Source organism: Faecalimonas hominis (assembly GCF_054660755.1).
The window spans coordinates 33,767-55,092 of sequence record NZ_BAAHSH010000024.1 but is presented as its reverse complement, the minus strand read 5'-3'; the positions used below and the strand labels follow the sequence as shown (position 1 = coordinate 55,092).

General features: G+C 37.8%; 20 protein-coding genes. 1 reads left to right on the top strand and 19 read right to left on the bottom strand.

Going from position 1 to position 21,326, the window contains the following annotated elements:
• Positions 1–21 precede the first annotated feature (21 nt).
• Positions 22–897, bottom strand: coding sequence for a LysR family transcriptional regulator (locus ACYQ35_RS03795; protein ID WP_009756997.1), 876 nt, complete (start codon positions 895–897; stop codon positions 22–24).
• Between the two features lie 116 nt (positions 898–1,013).
• Between ACYQ35_RS03795 and ACYQ35_RS03790 the strand changes: the two genes are divergently transcribed.
• Complete coding sequence (locus ACYQ35_RS03790) at positions 1,014–2,447, top strand: pyridoxal phosphate-dependent decarboxylase family protein (RefSeq protein WP_009756996.1); 1,434 nt, start codon at positions 1,014–1,016, stop codon at positions 2,445–2,447.
• A 56-nt stretch (positions 2,448–2,503) separates the two neighbouring features.
• On the opposite strand, the gene ACYQ35_RS03785 is transcribed toward ACYQ35_RS03790, so the two are convergent.
• The 18 genes from ACYQ35_RS03785 to ACYQ35_RS03700 form a co-directional block, all read right to left on the bottom strand.
• A complete protein-coding gene (locus ACYQ35_RS03785) occupies positions 2,504–5,119 on the bottom strand; it encodes an NYN domain-containing protein (protein ID WP_459830428.1) in 2,616 nt (871 codons plus the stop codon).
• Positions 5,119–5,799, bottom strand: coding sequence for a SatD family protein (locus ACYQ35_RS03780; protein ID WP_009756994.1), 681 nt, complete (start codon positions 5,797–5,799; stop codon positions 5,119–5,121). Before ACYQ35_RS03780 ends, ACYQ35_RS03785 begins: the two co-directional genes overlap by 1 nt.
• 171 nt (positions 5,800–5,970) lie before the next feature.
• Positions 5,971–6,681, bottom strand: coding sequence for a 3'-5' exonuclease (locus tag ACYQ35_RS03775; RefSeq protein WP_009756993.1), 711 nt, complete (start codon positions 6,679–6,681; stop codon positions 5,971–5,973).
• Between the two features lie 5 nt (positions 6,682–6,686).
• Positions 6,687–7,631 (bottom strand): tRNA dihydrouridine synthase, encoded by a 945-nt coding sequence (locus ACYQ35_RS03770; RefSeq protein WP_459830425.1) that lies wholly within the window; start codon positions 7,629–7,631, stop codon positions 6,687–6,689.
• Between the two features lie 3 nt (positions 7,632–7,634).
• Positions 7,635–8,315, bottom strand: a complete 681-nt coding sequence (locus ACYQ35_RS03765) for a YkgJ family cysteine cluster protein (RefSeq protein WP_009756991.1) — start codon at positions 8,313–8,315, stop codon at positions 7,635–7,637.
• 12 nt (positions 8,316–8,327) lie between these two features.
• The gene (locus ACYQ35_RS03760; protein WP_459830422.1) at positions 8,328–9,110 is read right to left on the bottom strand and encodes a class I SAM-dependent methyltransferase; all 783 of its coding nucleotides are present in this window, start codon (positions 9,108–9,110) and stop codon (positions 8,328–8,330) included.
• A 17-nt stretch (positions 9,111–9,127) separates the two neighbouring features.
• On the bottom strand, positions 9,128–9,973 hold the full coding sequence (locus ACYQ35_RS03755) for a MerR family transcriptional regulator (protein ID WP_459830419.1): 846 nt from the start codon (positions 9,971–9,973) through the stop codon (positions 9,128–9,130).
• A 76-nt stretch (positions 9,974–10,049) separates the two neighbouring features.
• Positions 10,050–10,694 (bottom strand): GTP pyrophosphokinase, encoded by a 645-nt coding sequence (locus tag ACYQ35_RS03750; RefSeq protein WP_459830648.1) that lies wholly within the window; start codon positions 10,692–10,694, stop codon positions 10,050–10,052.
• Positions 10,695–10,735: 41 nt separating this feature from the next.
• A complete protein-coding gene (rlmH, locus tag ACYQ35_RS03745; protein WP_459830417.1) occupies positions 10,736–11,215 on the bottom strand; it encodes a 23S rRNA (pseudouridine(1915)-N(3))-methyltransferase RlmH in 480 nt (159 codons plus the stop codon).
• A 119-nt stretch (positions 11,216–11,334) separates the two neighbouring features.
• Positions 11,335–12,255 (bottom strand): TDT family transporter, encoded by a 921-nt coding sequence (locus ACYQ35_RS03740; RefSeq protein WP_459830415.1) that lies wholly within the window; start codon positions 12,253–12,255, stop codon positions 11,335–11,337.
• Positions 12,256–12,274: 19 nt separating this feature from the next.
• Positions 12,275–12,799, bottom strand: coding sequence for a C-GCAxxG-C-C family protein (locus tag ACYQ35_RS03735; protein ID WP_009756985.1), 525 nt, complete (start codon positions 12,797–12,799; stop codon positions 12,275–12,277).
• Between the two features lie 110 nt (positions 12,800–12,909).
• Entirely contained in the window at positions 12,910–13,809 is a 900-nt protein-coding gene (locus tag ACYQ35_RS03730) for a DMT family transporter (protein ID WP_459830412.1), read from the bottom strand.
• A 127-nt stretch (positions 13,810–13,936) separates the two neighbouring features.
• Positions 13,937–15,325, bottom strand: coding sequence for an NADPH-dependent glutamate synthase (gene gltA, locus ACYQ35_RS03725; RefSeq protein WP_459830410.1), 1,389 nt, complete (start codon positions 15,323–15,325; stop codon positions 13,937–13,939).
• Complete coding sequence (locus ACYQ35_RS03720; protein ID WP_009756982.1) at positions 15,325–16,215, bottom strand: sulfide/dihydroorotate dehydrogenase-like FAD/NAD-binding protein; 891 nt, start codon at positions 16,213–16,215, stop codon at positions 15,325–15,327. Before ACYQ35_RS03720 ends, gltA begins: the two co-directional genes overlap by 1 nt.
• Before the next feature lie 138 nt (positions 16,216–16,353).
• Complete coding sequence (locus tag ACYQ35_RS03715; RefSeq protein WP_009756981.1) at positions 16,354–17,535, bottom strand: iron-containing alcohol dehydrogenase; 1,182 nt, start codon at positions 17,533–17,535, stop codon at positions 16,354–16,356.
• Between the two features lie 114 nt (positions 17,536–17,649).
• Complete coding sequence (locus ACYQ35_RS03710) at positions 17,650–18,780, bottom strand: chitobiase/beta-hexosaminidase C-terminal domain-containing protein (RefSeq protein ID WP_459830407.1); 1,131 nt, start codon at positions 18,778–18,780, stop codon at positions 17,650–17,652.
• Positions 18,780–19,628: a bifunctional methylenetetrahydrofolate dehydrogenase/methenyltetrahydrofolate cyclohydrolase FolD gene (folD, locus tag ACYQ35_RS03705; RefSeq protein WP_009756979.1), complete on the bottom strand. Its 849-nt coding sequence runs from the start codon at positions 19,626–19,628 to the stop codon at positions 18,780–18,782. Before folD ends, ACYQ35_RS03710 begins: the two co-directional genes overlap by 1 nt.
• Before the next feature lie 17 nt (positions 19,629–19,645).
• A complete protein-coding gene (locus tag ACYQ35_RS03700) occupies positions 19,646–21,316 on the bottom strand; it encodes a formate--tetrahydrofolate ligase (RefSeq protein WP_459830404.1) in 1,671 nt (556 codons plus the stop codon).
• Positions 21,317–21,326: the final 10 nt, after the last annotated feature.

Sequence of the window (21,326 nt, the reverse complement as noted above, 5' to 3'; positions counted from 1 at the left end):
AAATCTCTTTTTCAAGATAAGTTATTCCTTCACCAACTCAATAAAATTCCTCATCTGTTTCGTAACCCATTTGTTTTTATGATAAAACAACTGGCTATACATTTTCACACCCGGTAAATTTGTCCGTACTTGTGAAAGTACATTTTTTTCCAGTTCCCTTTGCACCGTAAATTTAGGGAGAAACGAAACCCCCATTCCTCTTTTCAGCAGATTTATAATTGTCTCCGTATTTCCGATTTCCAAAATAGGATTGATTTCCAAATCCTTTTCAGAAAGCAGTCTTTCCAATTCATATTGATACGCGGCTCCCATTTCAGTCAAAATGAATGGTTTTTCAATCAACTTCTGAACAGGTACTTTATCTGAAAAGTTTTCTGTTCTATCCGCCAATGTGACAAAAACAATCTCCTCCTCCATGATAGTTGCACGGGTCCACTCTCTCCCTAATATTTTTTTATCTAACGTATAGATAAGGTCGAGTTCATTACTTTTTGCCATTTCCATCAGTTCATTGGTTGTCCCTGATTTAATTGTTACCTGTACGTTGGGACAGATCTGGTAAAATTTTAAGAGCAAATCAGGAAGGAGCGCCGTACAAATGGATTCCACACCGCCGATGCGCAGTGTCCCTTCCAAAATATCACTTTGTTTAGCGAAATCTCTTGCGTTATCAGTAACCCGCATAATGTCATTGGCATAAGAGACAAACTCCTGTCCCTTTTCTGTTAAATAAACCCGTTTCCCAATACGTTCAAACAGTTGGGTCTGCAATTCGTTTTCCAGTTGCTGTATCTGAACGGTCACGGCAGACTGCGAATATCCCAACTGTTCTGCTGCCTTAGAAAAATTTTGTGTTCCCGCCACCTTTAAAAAAGTATTAATATTTCGTAATTCCATAACTACCTCTCTATATTAAAAAAAATCATATATATTATAAAATATATAAATTTTACATATATGCAAGTTTAGTGTACACTACTGTACAGTGACAGTAAAGAGAGGAGTTTTGCAAAATGATAAATAGTGAAAATATTTTAAACAGCGCACAGTTGGAGGAAGCCATCGAAAATTTTGTACATGAGTTCTGTGCGGAAAAACATGATATACATTCCCAAAAAGTAACATGGTATACATCAGAAGGACAGATTGAAAAAATAAAACAGATTGGTATTTCTAAAGACGGACGTCCTGTAGATGAAGTGATTGCAGAAATGTCAAAAGAAGTTTACCGCTATCGCGGTGATGCAAATCACCCAAGATTTTTTGGATTTGTTCCGGGTCCCGCTTCTTCTGTTTCGTGGCTTGGAGATATTATGACATCTGCTTATAATATTCATGCAGGAGGAAGTAAACTTGCTCCTATGGTAAACTGTATTGAGCAGGAAGTTCTACGCTGGCTCTGTGAACAGGTGGGATTTACGAAAAATCCGGGTGGAGTTTTTGTCAGTGGCGGTTCTATGGCAAATATTACTGCACTTACGGCGGCACGCGACTGTAAATTAAATGATGAGAATCTGCATCTTGGTGTTGCCTATGTTTCAGACCAGACACACAGTTCCGTGGCAAAAGGGCTTCGCATTATCGGTATTCCAAACAGTCGTATTCGCAGTGTTGCAACGAACTCTGCATTTCAAATGGACACAGATATGTTGAAAGAAATGATTGCAAAAGATAAAGAAAACGGGTTGATTCCATTTGTGGTAATCGGAACAGCGGGAACAACAAATACGGGAAGTATCGATCCCCTCGAAGAAATTGCAGACATCTGTGCCAACAACAATATGTGGTTCCATATTGATGGTGCATATGGTGCTTCTGTTCTGCTCAGCCCAAAATACAAACATTTATTAAAAGGCACAGAACTGGCGGACAGTATCAGTTGGGACGCACATAAATGGCTTTTCCAGACATATGGCTGCGCAATGGTTTTAGTAAAAGATATTAAACATTTATTCCACAGTTTCCATGTAAACCCGGAATATTTAAAAGATGTAGAGGGAGACATGGAGCATATAAATACATGGGATATCGGAATGGAACTGACAAGACCTGCACGCGGATTAAAATTGTGGCTGACTTTACAGGTGCTTGGTACACGTTTAATCGGAAGTGCCATCGAACACGGTTTTCAACTTGCAGAATGGGCAGAGGAAGCATTAAATGAATTGGACAATTGGGAAGTTATCTCAAAGGCACAACTGGCAATGCTCAACTTCCGTTACGCAGCAGATGATTTGACAGATGAGCAAATGGATTTATTGAACGAAAAAGTTTCTGAAAAAATCGTAGAAAGCGGTTACGCTGCCGTATTTACAACGATTTTAAACGGAAAGAAAGTTCTCCGCATCTGTGCACTGCACCCTGAAACAACCAGAGATGATATGCGGACAACAATTCATCTGCTTGACACATATGCAAGAGAACTGCATGAAAAAATGAAAAAATAAAAAATAGTGATAGAAAAAGTTCTTCTATGGTAAAACAAAAACCATAGAAGAACTTTTTATTCCCCTTTTCGCACCTGCTCAATATATTCCGCCATATCCTCCGAAACATTATCAAACAAATATTGCTTATTCTTTACCGGCTGATTCAGATGTTCCTTTCTGATTTCCTCATTTGCAATAAGAATCTCTTCCAAAAGTCCTTTGGCAGACAAACGGTTTGCGCCCTGTCCCATAATAATCATCTGTTCCAATCCGTCAGAAGTTGCAACCGTCACTTTATAATGTTTTCCGAGTTCGTGAACAGTTTTTTCGATATACTGGTCGGCGGTTTCAGCCTCTTTTGTATAGACAACATGGATATTGTGATATTTTTGTACTTCACCTACATTTCCCGGAACTTTATATGCATCAAAAACAAGAATTAATGTACATTGACGATATCCCTGATAGTTACTTAAGATATCCATCAATTTATTTCTTGCCCCCTCTATGTTTACTTCGGACAGTTCTTTTAAATCTTCCCACGCAAAAATAATATTGTAGCCGTCAACAAGAAGATATTCTTTGTCATATTCTTTTTTCTTCTGAGTTCTTCCGGCGATGACAGGGGAAGAAATTTGCTTTTTGAAATTATTTTTCTTACGTTTAACCGGACCGTAAGTACGCTCGAAAATTTCCAGCAGTTCTTCCTCATCAATCACAGGAGGGAGATATGCACTTTGGTGAGAAATTTCCTTTTCAGTTTTCTTTTCCTGCGGGGAAGTGTGCATATATTCTTCTACGTTATCCCAACTTACATTAAATCCGGCGCCGTGTGAACAGAAAACAGAACCTGTTGGGTTTTCCAAATCAGACTCAGAGTCGTACTGTATTTTCTCAATTACTTCCTCGGCATTATGGCAAGGCTCATATCCCCTTAAAGAACAGAATAGGCGGCCATGTCCTTTTGTATAGGCAAGAACTTCTTTCTGATATTCCTGCATATGTACTACAGGGGCAGTTCCTGTTAAAACACTAATTTCTCCCTCTGATTCCGGGAGGGAAAAATCCGCCTGCATTCTCTGTAAATCAGACATTGCCCGACCGACCATTTCACTTGGAATTTCCAATCTGTACTCATATACAGGTTCAAGCAGAATGGATTCAGCACGCTTCAATCCCTGACGTACGGCGCGATAAGTTGCCTGACGGAAATCTCCGCCTTCCGTATGTTTTATATGCGCTTTACCGGTTGTAAGAATAATATTCATATCTGTAACCTCAGAACCGGTAAGAACTCCTCTATGCTGCTTCTCTTCCAGGTGTGTCAGAATAAGGCGCTGCCAGTTACGGTTTAAAATATCTTCACTGCACTCTGTAGAAAAGTGAAGACCGCTTCCTAGCTTGGCAGGTTCTAAGCGAAGTCTGACTTCCGCGTAATGTCTGAGAGGTTCAAAATGTCCTGCCCCCTCCACTGTTTCTTTAATCGTTTCTTTATAGATTATCTGTCCCTGCCCAAAGGAAACGTCTGTATGGAAACGCTCGGAAATTAAACTTTTTAAAATCTCCAACTGGATTTCTCCCATAACCTGCGCATGAATTTCGCCCGATTCTTTATTCCGGACAATATGTAACTCCGGTTCTTCCTCTTCCAACTGCTTTAAATTCAAAAACATTCCATGTATATCAGAACCTTCCGGAAATTGAATACGGTATGTTAAAACAGGTTCAAGCATCGGTTTTTCGGATTGAAGTTCTTTCCCAAGTCCCTCCCCTGCTTTTGAGGAAGTTAAACCCATGACGGCACAAATGGTACCTGCGGCTACTTCATTTACCGCCTGATAGGAGGTACCGGAATAAATACGAATTTGTTCTACTTTTTCGTCCTCTTTTATTTTTTCTTTTACTTTTAACGTTCCACCTGTGATTTTCAAATGACTCAAACGGTTTCCCTGTTGGTTACGGGAGATTTTATATACTTTTGCGCCAAATTCTTCGCCATAGTCTTTCTTGTCTGTATATTGATAAATACCTTCTAAGAAAGTCTCGATTCCCTCTAATTTCAGTGCTGAGCCAAAATAACATGGAAACAGTTTACGGTTTTCAATAAGTTTCTGTATATCGAACCGGGAAATGGACTCGGTTTCTAAATACTTTTCCAAAAGCAGTTCATCGCACATTGCCACGTTTTCCATAAAGCTTTCTTTTGCCTCTTCACCATCAAAGGCGATACAATGTTCATTCAACCGGTTTTGAAGTTCTTTTATTAAACGTTTTTTGTCTGTTCCCTGTTGATCCATTTTATTCACGAAGAGAAAAACAGGAATATTGTATTTTTTCAGTAATTTCCACAATGTCTGCACATGACTCTGCACACCGTCCGCACCGCTGATAACGAGAATGGCATAATCCAGCACCTGTAAAGTACGCTCCATTTCAGCGGAAAAGTCAATATGTCCGGGTGTATCCAAAAGAGTTATTTCTTTCTCTTTTAAAACAAAATTTGCCTGTTTTGAAAAAATGGTAATGCCTCGTGAGCGTTCAAGAGCATCTGTATCCAAAAAAGCATTTTTGTGGTCTACGCGTCCAAGTTTGCGAATGTGACCTGTCGTATACAGAATACTCTCGGCGAGAGTTGTTTTCCCGGCGTCCACATGGGCTAAAATACCAATAGTTAATTTGTTACTTTTCATTATTTATCTCCTATTTCGGAAAATATTGTCTCGAGTGTAGAGGACGCCTCCGCATAAGCATAATAATTTCCGGCTGTTAAACTTTTTTGTATAGTTGACTGTGTTACCCCGAGACGTCCGGCTGCAGACGTCTGGGTATCATCATATTTTATCATATTATAAATGATTTCCCGCTGCCTGTCACTCCATGATAATTCTAAAGTGGACAATAGAGAAAAAATTGTATTGATAAGATGGATTCTATCGTTTCGTTCTTCCGCCGTCAACAGATAAGTATCGGAAAAAGCCATCTGTTTCTTTTTTTCCCTGCTTTGCAAAAAGCGTAAAGCTTCTCTCGCTTTTTCATATCCGGGACCGGAAACGGTGATGGCATTGTCCGATTGAAAATCTGTTTCAATTTCACCTATTCCGATTCCAAAGCGTATTTTATCCGGGTGCATTGCATTTTTTATTTCTAACAACAGTTTTGTCAAATTACAACCTTTGCATATAAGCCCCTGAAATTCATTTTCAATAGTAGGCATAAATTTTGCGGAAATATCTTCATCGTGTTCCGTATTAATTTTTTCCAGAACAGTGATAAGTTTCCGATGCTGCTCTTTATTTTCTTCTGAATGTTTTGCCGGGAGAACTTCTCCGACAATCGAAATATATGGTTTAGAAAAAAAGAAGAAAAACATAAAAACACCTCCCTTTTATACGTGTATTATATTCCTAATTTTATCAATAATCAATAATCATTCATTAAAATAGGAATATTATTAAATATAGATAATATTAGGAATAATACCTCATTGTGTCTTATGTCAACTATATATTTGTAAAAAAATAAGGAAGTGTTCTGCACTCCCCTATCTCATATATCCATGTGTTAAAATAATTTTATCAATTAACTTAGATGCCTCACTCCGTGTTAATGTCTCTAAATCTGTTTCTTCGCTAAGAGAATGATATTCTAACAATGACGTTAAATAGATCAATTGTTTTTTGGTAATCTTCTGCACCTTTTTGGGTTTATAGCATAGTGTTTCCGGAGTAAAGAGTGACGGTTCGGAAACTTCAAAATCATGTGCAAGCATGTGATACAATTTTGCCGTTGCCAGAGCATCATGATAAGCACGATGGGCAGATGCGTTAACAATATTGTAGTATGTACACAGACTTTCCAAACTTTTCGATTCTAAATTTTTATGTACCTTCCGCGCAATTTTCAGCGTATCAATTCCTTCTTTTTCAAAATGAAGTCCAAACCGGGCTGCGTATGTTTTCATGAATTTATAGTCGAACATTATGTTATGTCCAAGCAAAAAGTAACCGTCACAAAACTTTATAAAGTCTTTAATAGTTTCTTGCGTATCTCCTGCATTTTTAACCATATCATCTGTAATTCCGGTCAGATTTGTAATTGTATTTGAAATGGATATAGGCGGTTTTAGAAACCGTGCAAATCGATCCACAACTTTCCCGTTATTTACCTTTACAGCGCCTATCTCTATAATGTAATCCTTTTCTTCACTTAATCCGGTTGTTTCCAAATCAAAGGAGATGTATGTTTTTCTCATGTAAATTAAATTCCTTTCTTAAGCGGACAGTTTGCAAATAAATCTGAAACTGCTTTTTCGTAAGCCAACAGTTTTTCAGATTTTTTTATTTTCTTCATATATTTTTCAGCGTGATCAAAAGACTGTATCAGATAAGACCAGAGTTCTTTCATTTTGAAAAGAACATTTCTTTCTCCTGAACTGATTTCCTGATAATCCATGTAAATGTCATCGTGAAATTTTTTTAAAGTATTTATGTCTAATTTCTTTCCATTTGCAATGGCATCAAACAGTGACGGATTGGCAACTGCCCCTCTTCCGCACATAATCTTTTCCACGGTAGGAAAGTGTTCGCTAAACTTCTGAAAATCTTCTACCGTATAAATATCTCCGTTATAACAGAGGGAATGTCTGCTCATTTCCACAGCCTCTTTGAAAATCTGCAGATTTGGCTTGTTCTTGTAAAAATCCGTCTGTAATCTTGGGTGGACGATCAACTCTTCCAAAGGATATTTATTATAAATCTCAATAAGGCGATGGAACTCGTCCGGAGAGGTTTTTCCGATACGTGTTTTTACGGAGATTTTCATGTCCAGTTTAGAGTAAATATTATCCAAAAACCGATCCAATTCTTCAGGATAGGCTAAAAAACCAGAACCTTTCCCTTTTGCGACAACCGTTCCTGACGGACACCCCAAATTCAGATTGATTTCCTTATAACCCATATTCTCTATTTCTTTTGCTGTCGTAATAAAATCTTCTGCCTTATTTGTTAAAAGTTGAGGGACAACGTATAGACCGTGATTATGTTCTGTAGAAAGTTCTTTTTTCTCCCTTGTATTAAATTTCTTGTTTGGGTGTGGAACAATAAACGGAGTAAAATACTTATCCAGCGGAAGAAAGTATCTGTGATAAGCGTTTCGGAAAATATAAGTGGTCACCGATTCAAGCGGTGCTAAATAGTAGTTCATAATCTATTCTCTCCTTGTCAGCAGTTGAAGTGAAGTTTTCAGTTTCTCTAACCGATCATAAAACTGTACGTAAAAATCTTCTTCCTGATGATATGGTTCTAAAAAGAAAGTCTGTAAAATAAGCATATTTATTTTTTTCACTTTCTCATCGTTTTGAAGTGTTGCCAGTGTTTTTTGCATATCCGTTAGAAAATAATGCCAGTCAGAAATATATTTTTCATTTTTCTTTAAATCAGGAGTATCAATCCATTTCTTCACTTTGACTTTCGTCCGATTTTCTTTTTTACATTCGTGAATCTGCAGAAAATATTGAAAAGATTTTCCGTCATAATATCTTCCCAACGGGAACAGACGGCAGATTCCCGGTCGGATTGCATGAACGCTGCATCTCCCTTCCGCATTTAGAAAGGCACATTTTTCCTCAGTTCCACTCATTTGTAAATTAGGCAAAATGATGCCTTCCACAACATTTAATTCCAGTTTATCCGCCAAAAGTTCCTCAAATTTTTGACGTAAACCGAAAGTCAGACGATATATATCTAAAGGATCAAGAACGATTGATTGTCCCATTTTCTGACAGCAGGCTGAACAGCCCCGACAATCATTGCAATCCGCTTTTACTAAGTCATTGGCAGTATATAATTTTCCGTCGGAAATTTCTTCCATACTTACTTCTCTTCTCACGTAAATTCTCCTTTATACTTCTGTTTTCTTTAAAATATCTAAAGTATGTGCGCCTGCTCCTAATAATTCAGGTCTTTCACATGTAGATAAATGATACTGTATAAATGTTTCAAATGTCTCCGGTGTCATGGCGTTTAAAACAGGCCGCATATAATTGGCAGGACCATCTGCGGAAATCAGTTTAATTCTTTCTAATCCCGCACCTTTCCGCACCTCATCTATATCCTCAATACGGACATAATCGTATAAATCTTCCGGTTGGGAAACAACATGAAATTCTTCGTTTACCTTGCCGGTTTTTATACTTTCTTCTATGTGGTTTTCTTTAAATCCGTAAGTTAGAATGCTGTATTCATTCATGCAATAAGCAACGAGAATGATTCCGTCTTTCTTCGCAACCCTTTTTGCTTCTTTGAGAGCTTGTATTTTATCTTCCATTGTATAGAGGTGGTACATGGGACCGAAGACAAGAACCATATCAAAAGTATTATCCTGAAAACGTGACAGATTTAACGCAGTCCCCTGATATGCCTTTACACTACTTCCTTTTGATTTTAAAATGCCGAGATTGTATTTTACAAGTTCAACTGCAGTTACATCATACCCTTCTTCAGCAAGGGATACGGAATATCGTCCCGTTCCGGCACCTACGTCAAGAATGCTCGCCTGTCCTTTTCCTTTTAAATATTCATGTATATATGTCATGGAAGTAATAAATTCCACCTGTCCATGTCTTCTTGTCAGTCTCTTTTCCTCACAAAATTTATTATAATATTTTTCTAATTCAACTGTCATCTATAACGTACCTTTCATTATTTTTTTAAGCGATTATATAAGACAAAGCCTCCTGCCAAAACAATTATATATATAAGTAGAAAAATCTCTGTTATCCCTGTTTTTGGCATAAACGCAAGATATATAGGCAGGGCTATAACCATAATCGGAAACAGTGTTTTGAAAATAGAATAGAGTATTTTTCTCTTTCCCGATACATCTTTCGGTTTTATTTTATCTGCCTCTTTTGTTTTGCAGACAATATTTGCTCCAAAGTGCCCAAACTCTCTGTATGCCGTGTATGCGATGCCATCCAGTTCAAATTCGGGATACATGCTCTCTTTTGTAATAAAAATAGACAAATGATTGTCCTCTGCATATTTAAGTAATTCTTCTGTAAATTCAGCCGGATTCATACACATTGTATCAGGGCGAAACGAAAACGTACATACTGCCTCCGCCTGTGCCATTTTTTTAAAGTCTTCAATAATATCAGCAAAAACAGAACCGTTTTTCTCTTCTCTCTCCATAGCAGCCAGATATTTATCTATATCCAAAGAACTTAATGTATTTGGTTCTACTTTATCACAAAAAGAAATGGCGTCCTGTAATTTTTCTCTTTCCTTTTCCAAATATTCTTTCTGTGTGTTGATTGCTTTTGAAAGAGAAATTTCTTCTGCAAGAACTTTTCGTATCTCTTCGATAGGCATATCCAACTTTCTTAATAATTTAATAATCTTTAATGTGCGTATGTCTTCATCGTCATATTCCCTGTAACAATTTTCTTCATTTCGCTTTACAGAGAGAAGTCCTTTCTTTTCATAATAACGAATATTTTGTTTTGTAATTCCTGTCTGTTCCTCAACGGATTTAATATTTAGCATTTTTATTGCCCCTTTTCTTATTTTCTGCCTAGAATATAAGGGATATAGCAGGTATAAGGTCAATATCTTTTTGATTTTATTGTTCGCTTTCTATCCATTGGCGCAATTCCTGCATTCTGATATCCGTGGAAGCGATGGTATCCGCACATTTTTTTAATTCTTCACATATTTCCTGCTGATTGGAAATATTTTTCTTATATCGTATCTGATGCTCCAAACTTGCCCAAAAGTTCATGGCTACTGTACGAATCTGAACTTCCACACGCATAGGTTGCTTACAATCCGAAAAGAATACAGGTATCTCCAAAATTAAATGATAACTGCGGTAACCGTTAGTTTTAGGATTTTTAATATAATCCTTTACTTTAACAACCGATATATCATCTTGTTTTGTAAGCATTTCCGAGACACGGTAAATATCTTCAATAAATGGACAGATAACACGTATTCCGGCAATATCATTTAGATTTTCCTGTATATCTTCAATATTAAATTTTTTACCTAAACGCTGTAATTTTCCTGCAATACTGATAGGTTTCTTTATCCGGCTTTGAATGCTTTCGATAGGATTTCTATCCCCCTCCAATGACAATTCATCGTTTAAAACCTCAAGTTTTGTTGTCACCTCGCGAATTGCCGAGCGATACTTCATCATTAATTTATTGAATTCCATTAAATTTTCTACAACATTCTCGCTGTTTTCTTTTAGAAAAAGAGTCATTAATTCTTCTTCTTCGTGTTTTAACATATTTTTCTTCCTTCCTATTTGTGATATGGTTCACCGTTTATGATGCGGTAACTGCGGTAAATCTGTTCCAACAGGATAACCCGCATTAACTGGTGCGGAAAAGTCATTTTAGAAAAACTGAGCGCATAATCAGAACGTTTCAACACTTCCTTTCCAAGTCCGATAGACCCTCCAATAATAAACGTAATATGGCTCGTACCCTGTACTCCTAATTTTTCAATCTTATCGGCAAATTCTTCCGAAGTAAGTTGTTTTCCCGCTATCTCCAAAGTTATCACATGCGTATCTTCTTTTACATATTTCATAATACGTTCTGCTTCTTTAGAACGTATCTGGTCTTCCACTATCCCGCTGGCCGTATCGGGAGTTTTTTCATCGGCCACTTCTATAATCTCTAATTTGCAATATTTACTTAAACGTTTTGCATATTCTGCAATGGCGTCCTTCAGATATTTTTCTTTTAATTTTCCAACGGTAATGACTGTAATTTTCATTTTTTTCATTCCTTCAACTAAAAATGTCTTTGTGCGAAACATCACACAAAGACATTTTATAATATTTCTCTATAGACGTAAAGAGACTCTCGGTTATTTATTTGATAAATAACCTGGATTTAATTATTACCTTTAAAAATAAACTGCATAAAACGAACGAATGTATATATTACAAACAAGGTGGCAATCACTGTTTCTATCAAAACAAGATACTGAAGAATTGGTAACGGCTGTTTCATATTCGCAAGACAAGCCATTGTCTGTTTCGTTGCGATTGCACTAATTACAAACGGGAATGTAAATGCCGCATAACTTGGATAGAATTTTAATTTTAAATAACCAATCGCTTTCACAAGTGCCAAAATATAAAGCACCGTTGCCACGAGCAGCAGCGCTAATAAAAATTCTTTTGATTTTGGTGTTACGGACTGTACATATCCGGCAATGCAAAGACTCGTAGGAGCCGCATAAATACAGAAAAGTGGTTTTGCAGGTTCAGGAACATCTGTATACTTCACATAACGTATTGTCACAAGAACTAATAACAAAAGCAATGTAATGAGTCCAAACCAAAATGCATATGTACCAATTTTAATTTCTTCAAAAACCGGTGCCGTAACCGCAGCAACGGCAATTCCGACATATACAATAAAATAACTGGCAAAAACTTTCGCCATTTGAATCTTCAACATGAATTTTAGTGTAAAATAAATAATCAATACAATATGTAAACCAATTGCAAAAAACCAAATAAGTTTTGCGCCTGTGCCAATAAATGGTTTGACGTAAGTGCTCAGCAGCATCAACGCCATCGGAAAAGTGCCGGACACACTCGCCATAATTGGATTCTGCATATCCTCTTTTATCATTCCCGGAAACATAACCAGTTTCAAAAGGATAAGTATAAGTAAAAATGCTGCTGCTATTCCACAGGCATATCGAACGCCCTCTCCATAACTTTGTAACAGATTCCCAAGAGCAGCAAATCCAAGCATAACTCCGCAAAGAGGAATCGGAACTTTTTGTATTAGTTTTTTCATCTTAATCTCTTCCTTTATCTTAAATTTCATCAAGCGTACGTCTTGGCGCCGGCTCATCAATCTCATCTAGATTCTTAATTCCTAATTCGCGGCAAATAATCTGAGCAACTTTCCATGTGCAAAGTCCTGTAAAAAAGATACATTGTTCTTTATGTTCTCCACGGCCTTTATCAAACTCTTTGGTAAGAACACGACAACAAATTGCATTTTTACCATTTGCCTCTTTAAACCAATCATGAAGTTCTTTTGTAAGTTCCATACACTTTATACTTTTAGGATTCGTTGGTCCGTCCTGTTCGGTTCGTCCAAAAAATAGTCCAAGTGCAAGAATCCCTCCGTTAAATGCTCCACAGACACAACCGGATTTTCCGGCACCTACCGCCATACCTGAAGCCATCGCGATAACTTCTTCAGGAATATCCAGTTTAAACTCATCTCTGATAGCGCTTACTAAAGCCTCACAACAGTAATATCCTTCCTTAAATTTCTTCTCAGCCACTTGTTGAACACTTCTTGGGCTGATTTCAGTCACTCCAATTTTCATTGTTATGTCCTCCTATGTATAAATTCTCTACCACCATAGTTTAACATATAATAAGGAGTTATTCTTATTGTTTATTTTAATACATCTATTGATATATTGTATAAATCATGTTACTTTTTCTTTTCCGGCAACTGAACGAGAACAACCGCCATAAAAACGATTACACAGCCGACAATCTCTTTAGCACTTAATGCTTCACCTAAAATAATCCAGCCCGCCAGTACAGAAATAACCGATTCAAGACTTAAAATCATTGAAGCGACAGTGGGACTTATATTTTTCTGCCCGATAACCTGCAGTGTATAAGCAACGCCACAGGACATGACTCCTGCATATAAAATCGGCACGATTGCATCTAACATTGCAGCAGGATTTGGATTTTCCACCAATATTGCACCGATAACGCTGATAAAACCGCTGACAAAGAACTGAATGGCAGACAAGACGACACCGTCTGCTTTCGGAGAAAAATGATCAATGATTAAAATATGTATTGCAAACAAAATGGCACAGACAAGTATAAGAAAATCTCCTTTTCCAATAGAAAAATTTTCATTTATGCAAAGCAGATATAATCCGATAACTGCCATAACGGCGCCCAGCCATATTTTCTTTGCAATCTTTTTGCCAAAAAATAATTCTATCAGCGGTACGATAATAATATATAAGGTTGTAATAAATCCCGCTTTTCCTACAGTGGTATGCTGAATTCCCATTTGCTGAAGCAGACTCGCACCGCAAAGAGCGATACCACAGCAAACGCCTCCTATCCATGCTGTTTTTTGATTCTTTCTCTTTTCTTCCAATGTTTGATTTTTTAAAAGGGGATTTTTCTTTGAGCGGTATACGATTAGCGGAATTAACACCGTTCCGCCGATCAAAAATCTGGCAGCATTAAAAGTAAACGGACCTATATAGTCCATTCCTACACTTTGTGCCACAAAAGCAGTCCCCCAAATGACTGCCGTCAATAAAAGTAATATACTGTTTCTTATTTTTTCTTTTTGCATAATTTCTGCCCCCTGCTAAAATTTCCTATAGATACTGTTACAATATGTATTGCAACATAAAAATATCTTTGGACAAAACGCCCAAAGATATTTTACAGTAGTTCTTCTAAATAATCTATATCACTCTCTATTTGTTTGAAAGATATTCGTGAATTCCTTTTGCACCTGCTTTTCCTGCACCCATCGCTAAAATAACAGTTGCTGCACCTGTTACGGCATCACCACCGGCATAAACACCTTCTTTTGTTGTTTTTCCTGTTTCTTCTTCCGCAACGATACATTTCCATTTATTAATTTCCAGTCCTTCTGTTGTTGAAGAAATTAATGGGTTTGGAGATGTACCGAGTGACATGATAACTGTATCCAAATCGATTGTAAATTCAGAGTCAGGTACTTCGATAGGACGTCTTCTTCCTGACGCATCAGGTTCTCCCAATTCCATTTTTACACAAACCATACCTTTTACATATCCGGCATCATCTACTAAAATTTCTTTTGGATTTGTCAATAAATCAAAGATGATTCCTTCCTCTTTTGCGTGGTGAATTTCTTCCACTCTGGCAGGAAGTTCTTCTTCACTTCGGCGATATACGATATGAACTTCTGCTCCAAGACGAAGTGCTGTTCTCGCAGCGTCCATGGCAACGTTACCACCACCGATAACGGCTACTTTGTGACCGGCAGCGATAGGAGTATCGTAAGATTCATCAAAAGCTTTCATCAGGTTGCTTCTTGTCAAGTATTCGTTTGCTGAGAATACTCCGTTTGCATTTTCTCCCGGAATACCCATGAATTTTGGAAGACCTGCACCAGAACCGATAAATACTGCCTCAAATCCTTCTTCTTCAATTAACTGGTCAATTGTTGTTGACTTACCGATAACAACGTTTGTTTCAAATTTAACGCCCAATTCTTTTACTTTTTCAATTTCTTTGGCTACTACAGCATGTTTTGGAAGACGGAACTCAGGGATACCGTATACCAATACACCACCCAATTCATGAAGCGCCTCAAATACAGTTACTTCATATCCTAATTTTGCTAAGTCTCCCGCACATGTAAGGCCGGCAGGACCCGAACCGATAACGGCTACTTTGTGACCGTTTGTTTTCTCTGCTCCGACCGGTTTGATATTATTTTCAAGAGCGTAATCTGCTACGAATCGCTCCAATTTACCTATAGATACAGGTTCACCTTTGATACCGCGAATACATTTTCCTTCACACTGTGACTCCTGTGGACATACACGACCGCAGACAGCAGGAAGTGCTGAAGATTGTCCGATTACTTTGTATGCTTCCTCAATGTTTCCTTCTTTAACTTCTTTGATAAATGCCGGAATATTGATAGAAACAGGACAGCCTTCGATACATTTTGCATTCTTACAGTTAATACATCTTGTAGCCTCTTCCATCGCTTCTTCTTTATTGTATCCTAAACATACTTCTTCAAAATTTTTAGCACGAACTTCCGGTTCCTGTTCTCTTACCGGAACTTTTTTTAATACATCAGCCATTAGTTGTCACCTCCACAATGACCACACCCACCGTGATGTGTATCACCTTCCTGTAATTTTAGCATTGCACGTCCTTCTTCAGTTTTGTACATCTGCTGTCTTTTCATTGCCTGATCAAAGTCAACTAAATGTCCGTCAAATTCAGGACCGTCTACACAGGCAAATTTGATTTCATCGCCAACCTGAAGACGACAGGCACCACACATACCCGTTCCGTCTACCATAATCGGATTCATACTTACGATTGTTGGAAGGTCTAACTGTTTTGTGAGCAGACAAACGAATTTCATCATAATCATTGGCCCGATTGCCACACATACATCGTATTTCTTACCTTCTTCTTTAACTAATTTTTCAATCATGCTTGTAACCATTCCTGCATGACCGTAAGAGCCGTCATCTGTACAGACATAGAGATTACCTGCAACCGCTTCCATCTCTTTCTCTAAAATAAGCATATTTTTCGTTTTGCAGCCGACGATAACATCTGCATCAATGCCCTTTTCACGAAGCCATTTTACCTGTGGATATACAGGTGCTGCTCCAACTCCACCTGCTACAAACAACATCTTCTTATTCTTCAATGCTTCTAAATCTTCTGAAACAAATTCAGACGCACAGCCTAAAGGTCCTGTAAAATCTCTGAAACTGTCTCCAACTTTCAATTCCGCCATCTTCTGAGTAGATGCGCCTACAATCTGGAATACAATTGTGATTGTTCCTTTTTCCCTGTCATAATCACAAATTGTCAGAGGTATTCTTTCTCCTTTATCATCGATTTTTACAATTACGAACTGACCTGGCTCACAATGTTTTGCAACTCTTGGTGCTTCCACGTCCATGAGATAAATTTTATCTGCAAGTTCTTCTGCTTTTAATATTTTATACATCACGTGCCTCCTTAAATTTTCTCTATCTATAATGATAAAACAACATTCATAAAATATCAAGTTTAATATTGGAAAGTATCTATCATTTTAGACGATAAAAAGGCGACTGAATCGCAGCCGCCTTTTAAAAATATTTTTTTAGAAATCAACTTCTGTTCCGTAGTAAATGCAAGTAAATAATCTTTCCATTGTTGCAGGATCGATTGCTCTAGGATTAGAACCTGTACAGGCATCTCCTACTGCATTTTCTGCGACTGCAGAAACTTTTTCTTTGAATTCATCTTCTTTGATTCCGAACTCTTTTAATGTAGCCGGAATTCCAAGAATAACATTAAATTCATTAATCTTTTCACATAAACTGTTGATCAAAGATTGTTCTGAACTTCCTTCAAGTCCTACTCTGCGTGCGATTTCAGCGTAACGTTTTGCTGCAACAGGGTCTTTTGCATTGTATTTAATAACATATGGAAGATACATTGCATTTGCAAGACCGTGTGTAATATGTCCTGTTGAGAAAGCAGCACCTGTTTTGTGTGCCATTGAATGTACAATTCCGAGCAAAGCATTGGAGAATGCCATACCTGCAAGACACTGTGCGTCATGCATTTTTGCTCTTGCTGTCATGTTTCCTCTAAATGATGCCGGTAAGTAATCAAATACCATTTCAATTGCCTGAATGGCAAGTGGATCTGTATATGCACAATTCAAAGTAGATACATATGCTTCGATGGCGTGTGTTAATGCGTCCATTCCCGTATATGCAACCTGGTGTGCCGGAAGTCCTTCTACAAGTTCTGAATCTACGATGGCAACATCTGGTGTAATGTTAAAGTCTGCCAAAGGATATTTGATTCCTTTTGCATAGTCTGTGATAACAGAGAATGCTGTTACTTCTGTTGCTGTTCCTGATGTAGATGGAATTGCAGCAAATTTTGCTTTCTGTCTTAATTCAGGGAAGTTAAATGGAATACATAAATCTTCAAATGTTACGTCCGGATACTCATAAAATGCCCACATTGCTTTAGCCGCATCAATCGGTGATCCGCCACCCATGGCAACAATCCAGTCCGGTTCAAAAGCACGCATTGCCTCAGCGCCTTTCATAACTGTTTCTACAGATGGGTCCGGTTCAACACCTTCGAATAACTGAACTTCCATACCTGCTTCTTTTAAGTAGTTAACTGCTTTGTCTAAGAAGCCCTGACGTTTCATGGAGCCACCGCCAACTACAAGAATTGCTCTTTTACCTTTTAAGTTTTTCAGTTCTTCCAAACAACCTTTTCCGTGATAAATATCTCTTGGTAATGTAAATCTGCTCATTATTCTGCATCTCCTTTGAATATATTCTTTGTCAAATTTTCAACAATAATATTATACATCTGTTAAATATTTAACGCAATACTTTTTGATAAATTTATATCAATAATTTAAGTTTTATTGCTGAATATTTTCTTCTGTTTGTGTATCTAATTCTAAGTCATAATTTCGCACGGTAATTGCACTTGCTTTTCCCGTGGAATTTTCCACAAGTACGGCACTGAAAATCAGGTTTCCCTGTGGCATCGGAATAGGTCCTATATATTTTTTCCAGTTTTCTTCAGTAGGCTCTGTTGTCCCAAAAGCATAGTATGCAGTAAATCCTTCTTTAACTTGAATCGTAATCTTTTCCTGCTGTTCATATAAGCCGCTTGAAGGAGAAACAATTGGCGCTTCCGTTATCGGAGTCTGAATTTTATACGTATGTTTTGTCAAAAGACTTGGAATTCCTTTCTTATTTACGGCAACCGCTCTTACAACCCACTCTCTTTCACCAAGAAGAATCGGAGTGTCTTTACGATATTTTGCACCGGAAGATTCAGTCGGTGTTGAACCGTCTAAAGTATAGTAAATATCATTTCCATTAGAATAGAGTTTCAACTCCTGTTCATTATCATAGGAATCTTTTGTCAGAGAAAAGGAAGGAGTTTCCACAATGTAGCCGGAAAGAGCTGATAAAACCGAATCGGATTTACATTCTTCTAATAGTTTTGGAATCTCTTCCTTTTTATCAGACTTCATATAAACACGAATCAACCCTTTATAAAGACCAACATTGCTTTCCTGTCTTTCTATTTCATCTAGGAAAATCTTTTCAGCCGAATAGAAATCTTTCTTAGCCAAATATACATCTGCCATTCCGCTATATCCGTCCGCTCTTTTTTCATCTTTTTCTATGGCTGATTCAAAACGTCTGATCGCCGTATCGTATTTCTTTTTATCAAGGGCATTATAGCCTCTCTTGATATAACCCGCATAAGATGTCTGGTAAAGTAATAAGCCGATTAGTATGATAAACAGTAAGGAAGATAAAATAAGTATCATTTTTTTATGATGTTTTCTGCTTTTTTTCTTCGGTCTGCCGGTTGTTTTTTTTGTTCGATTTCCGCTTTGTAATTCGTTTCTTACATGTTCAGCAAGAATTTCATCAAGTGAACTGTAATCGGGAACAATTCGTACTTCTTCTCCGCACATATCGCAATATAGTGAGCCTTCTCTTATTTCGGCACCGCATTTTCTACATCTCACTATAATGCCTCCCTGTAAACCGCACTGACACAATTATACATAAGCATGGCTCTTGTCATGACTCCTACGCCTCCCGGTACGGGAGTGATTGCACTTACTGTTTCCGCCACATCGTCAAAATCCACATCTCCGCATAAAGTATTATCTGCATTTCTATGGATACCAACATCAATTACAACAGCGCCCTGTTTTAAATATTCTTTTGTGATGAACTTAGGTTTTCCTATAGCCGCAACAACGATATCGGCACGTTTTGTTATTTCTTTTAGATTTTCCGTGTGGGAATGAGCGATGGTAACCGTTCCATTTTCACGCAGCAGCAAAAGTGCAGTCGGTTTTCCCACATTATTGCTTCGACCGATAACGACACATTCTTTTCCTGCTATCTCAATTCCCGAACGTTTTAAAAGTTGGATAATTCCTGCAGGTGTACAGCATTCAAAGCCATTTTCGCCTATGCACAATTTTCCTATGTTCATCTCATGGAAACCGTCCACATCTTTTTCCGGTGAAATCGCCTGTGTAATCATTTCTTCATTCATATGGGACGGAAGCGGCAACTGAACAAGAATACCGTGTACATTGATATCCCCGTTTAGTTTTCCTATTAAATCCAACAGTTCATTTTCGGTAGTTTCTTCCGGCAACTCATAAGATAACGATTTAATACCTATATATTCACAATCTTTTTTCTTACCATTTACATATACTGTCGATGCCGCATCGTTTCCAACCTGAATAACTGCAAGACATACATCTTTTTCCTGTTGTTTGAGTTCTTCTACTTTTACTTTTAATTCGTTTTTTATTTCTAATGCGATTTTTTTTCCATCAATTAATCTCGGCATCGTATCACCCCTTACATTTAAAATAATCCGGTAATTTTTCCTTCTTCATTTACGTCAATTCCGTTTGCAGCAGGAACTTTCGGAAGTCCCGGCATTGTCATGACAGCACCTGTTAAAGCCACAACAAAACCTGCTCCCGCATTTACATATACTTCTCTGATATGAATTGTAAAGTTTTCAGGACGTCCTAGCAATGTGGCATCATCAGACAGAGAATATTGATTTTTCGCCATACAAATTGGCAGATTTCCAAATCCCATACTTTCAATTTTGGCCAGTTGCTTTTCTGCTGCCGGAGCATATTCCACGGAACTTGCACCGTATATTTCTTTTGAAATCGTTTCAATTTTTTCTTTTAATGACAATTCATCGCTGTATAGTGTATGGAAATTACTTTCTTTCTTTTCAAGTGTTTCTAAAACTTTTTCTGCTAAAGCGATACCGCCTTCGCCACCCTTTTCCCATACTTCTGACAGAGCAAACTCACAGCCTCGCTCTTCGCAGAAGTTTTTGATGTATTCATTTTCTGCATCTGTATCTGTTACGAATGAATTCAATGTAACAACAACAGGCACTCCGAATTTCTGTACGTTTTCAATATGTTTTTCTAAGTTTACAATTCCTTTTTTCAGTGCGTCTAAATTTTCTTCCGCCAAATCTTTTTTTGCAACACCGCCATTATATTTCAATGCTCTTACCGTGGCAACCAAAACAACAGCGTCCGGTTTTAAGTTTGCGCTTCTGCATTTAATATCCATGAATTTTTCTGCACCCAAGTCAGCGCCGAATCCCGCCTCTGTGATGGCGATATCACATAATTTTAATGCTGTTTTTGTTGCACGGACACTGTTACAGCCGTGTGCAATGTTCGCAAAAGGTCCACCATGTACCAATGCAGGTGTATGTTCTAATGTCTGAATTAAATTTGGCTTAATTGCATCTTTAAGAAGAGCAGTCATTGCTCCTGTCGCTTCCAACTGATCTGCAGTCACCGGTTCTCCCGCAAAATTATAGGCAACAATAATCTTTCCTAATCTTTCTTTCAAATCCTGTAAATCATTTGCAAGGCATAAGATTGCCATAATTTCAGATGCTACCGTAATGACAAAATGGTCTTCGCGGACCATTCCGTCCATTTTATTTCCAAGTCCGACAACGATATTTCTCAGTACACGGTCATTCATGTCCAAGCATCGTTTCCACACAACCTGTCTTGGGTCAATCTGTAAAGCGTTTCCCTGTTGGATATGGTTATCAAGCATAGCCGCCAACAGGTTATTTGCTGATGTAATTGCATGGAAGTCGCCTGTGAAATGTAAGTTTAAATCTTCCATAGGAACAACCTGTGCGTATCCTCCGCCTGCCGCACCGCCTTTTATACCAAAACAAGGTCCGAGAGAAGGTTCGCGAAGGGCAATAATTGCCTTTTTATTTAATTTTGCAAATGCCTGTCCAAGACCTACGCTTGTGGTTGTCTTGCCCTCTCCTGCCGGCGTCGGATTGATGGCAGTTACCAATACTAATTTACCGTCTTTATTGTCTTTTGCTTTTTCCCATAATTCATCGGAAATTTTTGCTTTGTACTTTCCATAAAATTCTAAGTCGTCTTCCTGAATTCCTATGGAAGACGCCACCTCTTTAATGTGCTTCATCGTTGCTTCCTGTGCAATCTGAATATCTGTTTTCATCTTTTTTCCT

Coding starts and splice junctions, on each gene's coding strand:
- ACYQ35_RS03795 (WP_009756997.1), bottom strand. CDS start 897: ATGGAATTACGAAATATTAATACTTTTTTAAAGGTGGCGGGAACACAA.
- ACYQ35_RS03790 (WP_009756996.1), top strand. CDS start 1,014: ATGATAAATAGTGAAAATATTTTAAACAGCGCACAGTTGGAGGAAGCC.
- ACYQ35_RS03785 (WP_459830428.1), bottom strand. CDS start 5,119: ATGAAAAGTAACAAATTAACTATTGGTATTTTAGCCCATGTGGACGCC.
- ACYQ35_RS03780 (WP_009756994.1), bottom strand. CDS start 5,799: ATGTTTTTCTTCTTTTTTTCTAAACCATATATTTCGATTGTCGGAGAA.
- ACYQ35_RS03775 (WP_009756993.1), bottom strand. CDS start 6,681: ATGAGAAAAACATACATCTCCTTTGATTTGGAAACAACCGGATTAAGT.
- ACYQ35_RS03770 (WP_459830425.1), bottom strand. CDS start 7,631: ATGAACTACTATTTAGCACCGCTTGAATCGGTGACCACTTATATTTTC.
- ACYQ35_RS03760 (WP_459830422.1), bottom strand. CDS start 9,110: ATGACAGTTGAATTAGAAAAATATTATAATAAATTTTGTGAGGAAAAG.
- ACYQ35_RS03755 (WP_459830419.1), bottom strand. CDS start 9,973: ATGCTAAATATTAAATCCGTTGAGGAACAGACAGGAATTACAAAACAA.
- ACYQ35_RS03750 (WP_459830648.1), bottom strand. CDS start 10,694: ATGACTCTTTTTCTAAAAGAAAACAGCGAGAATGTTGTAGAAAATTTA.
- rlmH (WP_459830417.1), bottom strand. CDS start 11,215: ATGAAAATTACAGTCATTACCGTTGGAAAATTAAAAGAAAAATATCTG.
- ACYQ35_RS03740 (WP_459830415.1), bottom strand. CDS start 12,255: ATGAAAAAACTAATACAAAAAGTTCCGATTCCTCTTTGCGGAGTTATG.
- ACYQ35_RS03735 (WP_009756985.1), bottom strand. CDS start 12,799: ATGAAAATTGGAGTGACTGAAATCAGCCCAAGAAGTGTTCAACAAGTG.
- ACYQ35_RS03730 (WP_459830412.1), bottom strand. CDS start 13,809: ATGCAAAAAGAAAAAATAAGAAACAGTATATTACTTTTATTGACGGCA.
- gltA (WP_459830410.1), bottom strand. CDS start 15,325: ATGGCTGATGTATTAAAAAAAGTTCCGGTAAGAGAACAGGAACCGGAA.
- ACYQ35_RS03720 (WP_009756982.1), bottom strand. CDS start 16,215: ATGTATAAAATATTAAAAGCAGAAGAACTTGCAGATAAAATTTATCTC.
- ACYQ35_RS03715 (WP_009756981.1), bottom strand. CDS start 17,535: ATGAGCAGATTTACATTACCAAGAGATATTTATCACGGAAAAGGTTGT.
- folD (WP_009756979.1), bottom strand. CDS start 19,628: ATGCCGAGATTAATTGATGGAAAAAAAATCGCATTAGAAATAAAAAAC.
- ACYQ35_RS03700 (WP_459830404.1), bottom strand. CDS start 21,316: ATGAAAACAGATATTCAGATTGCACAGGAAGCAACGATGAAGCACATT.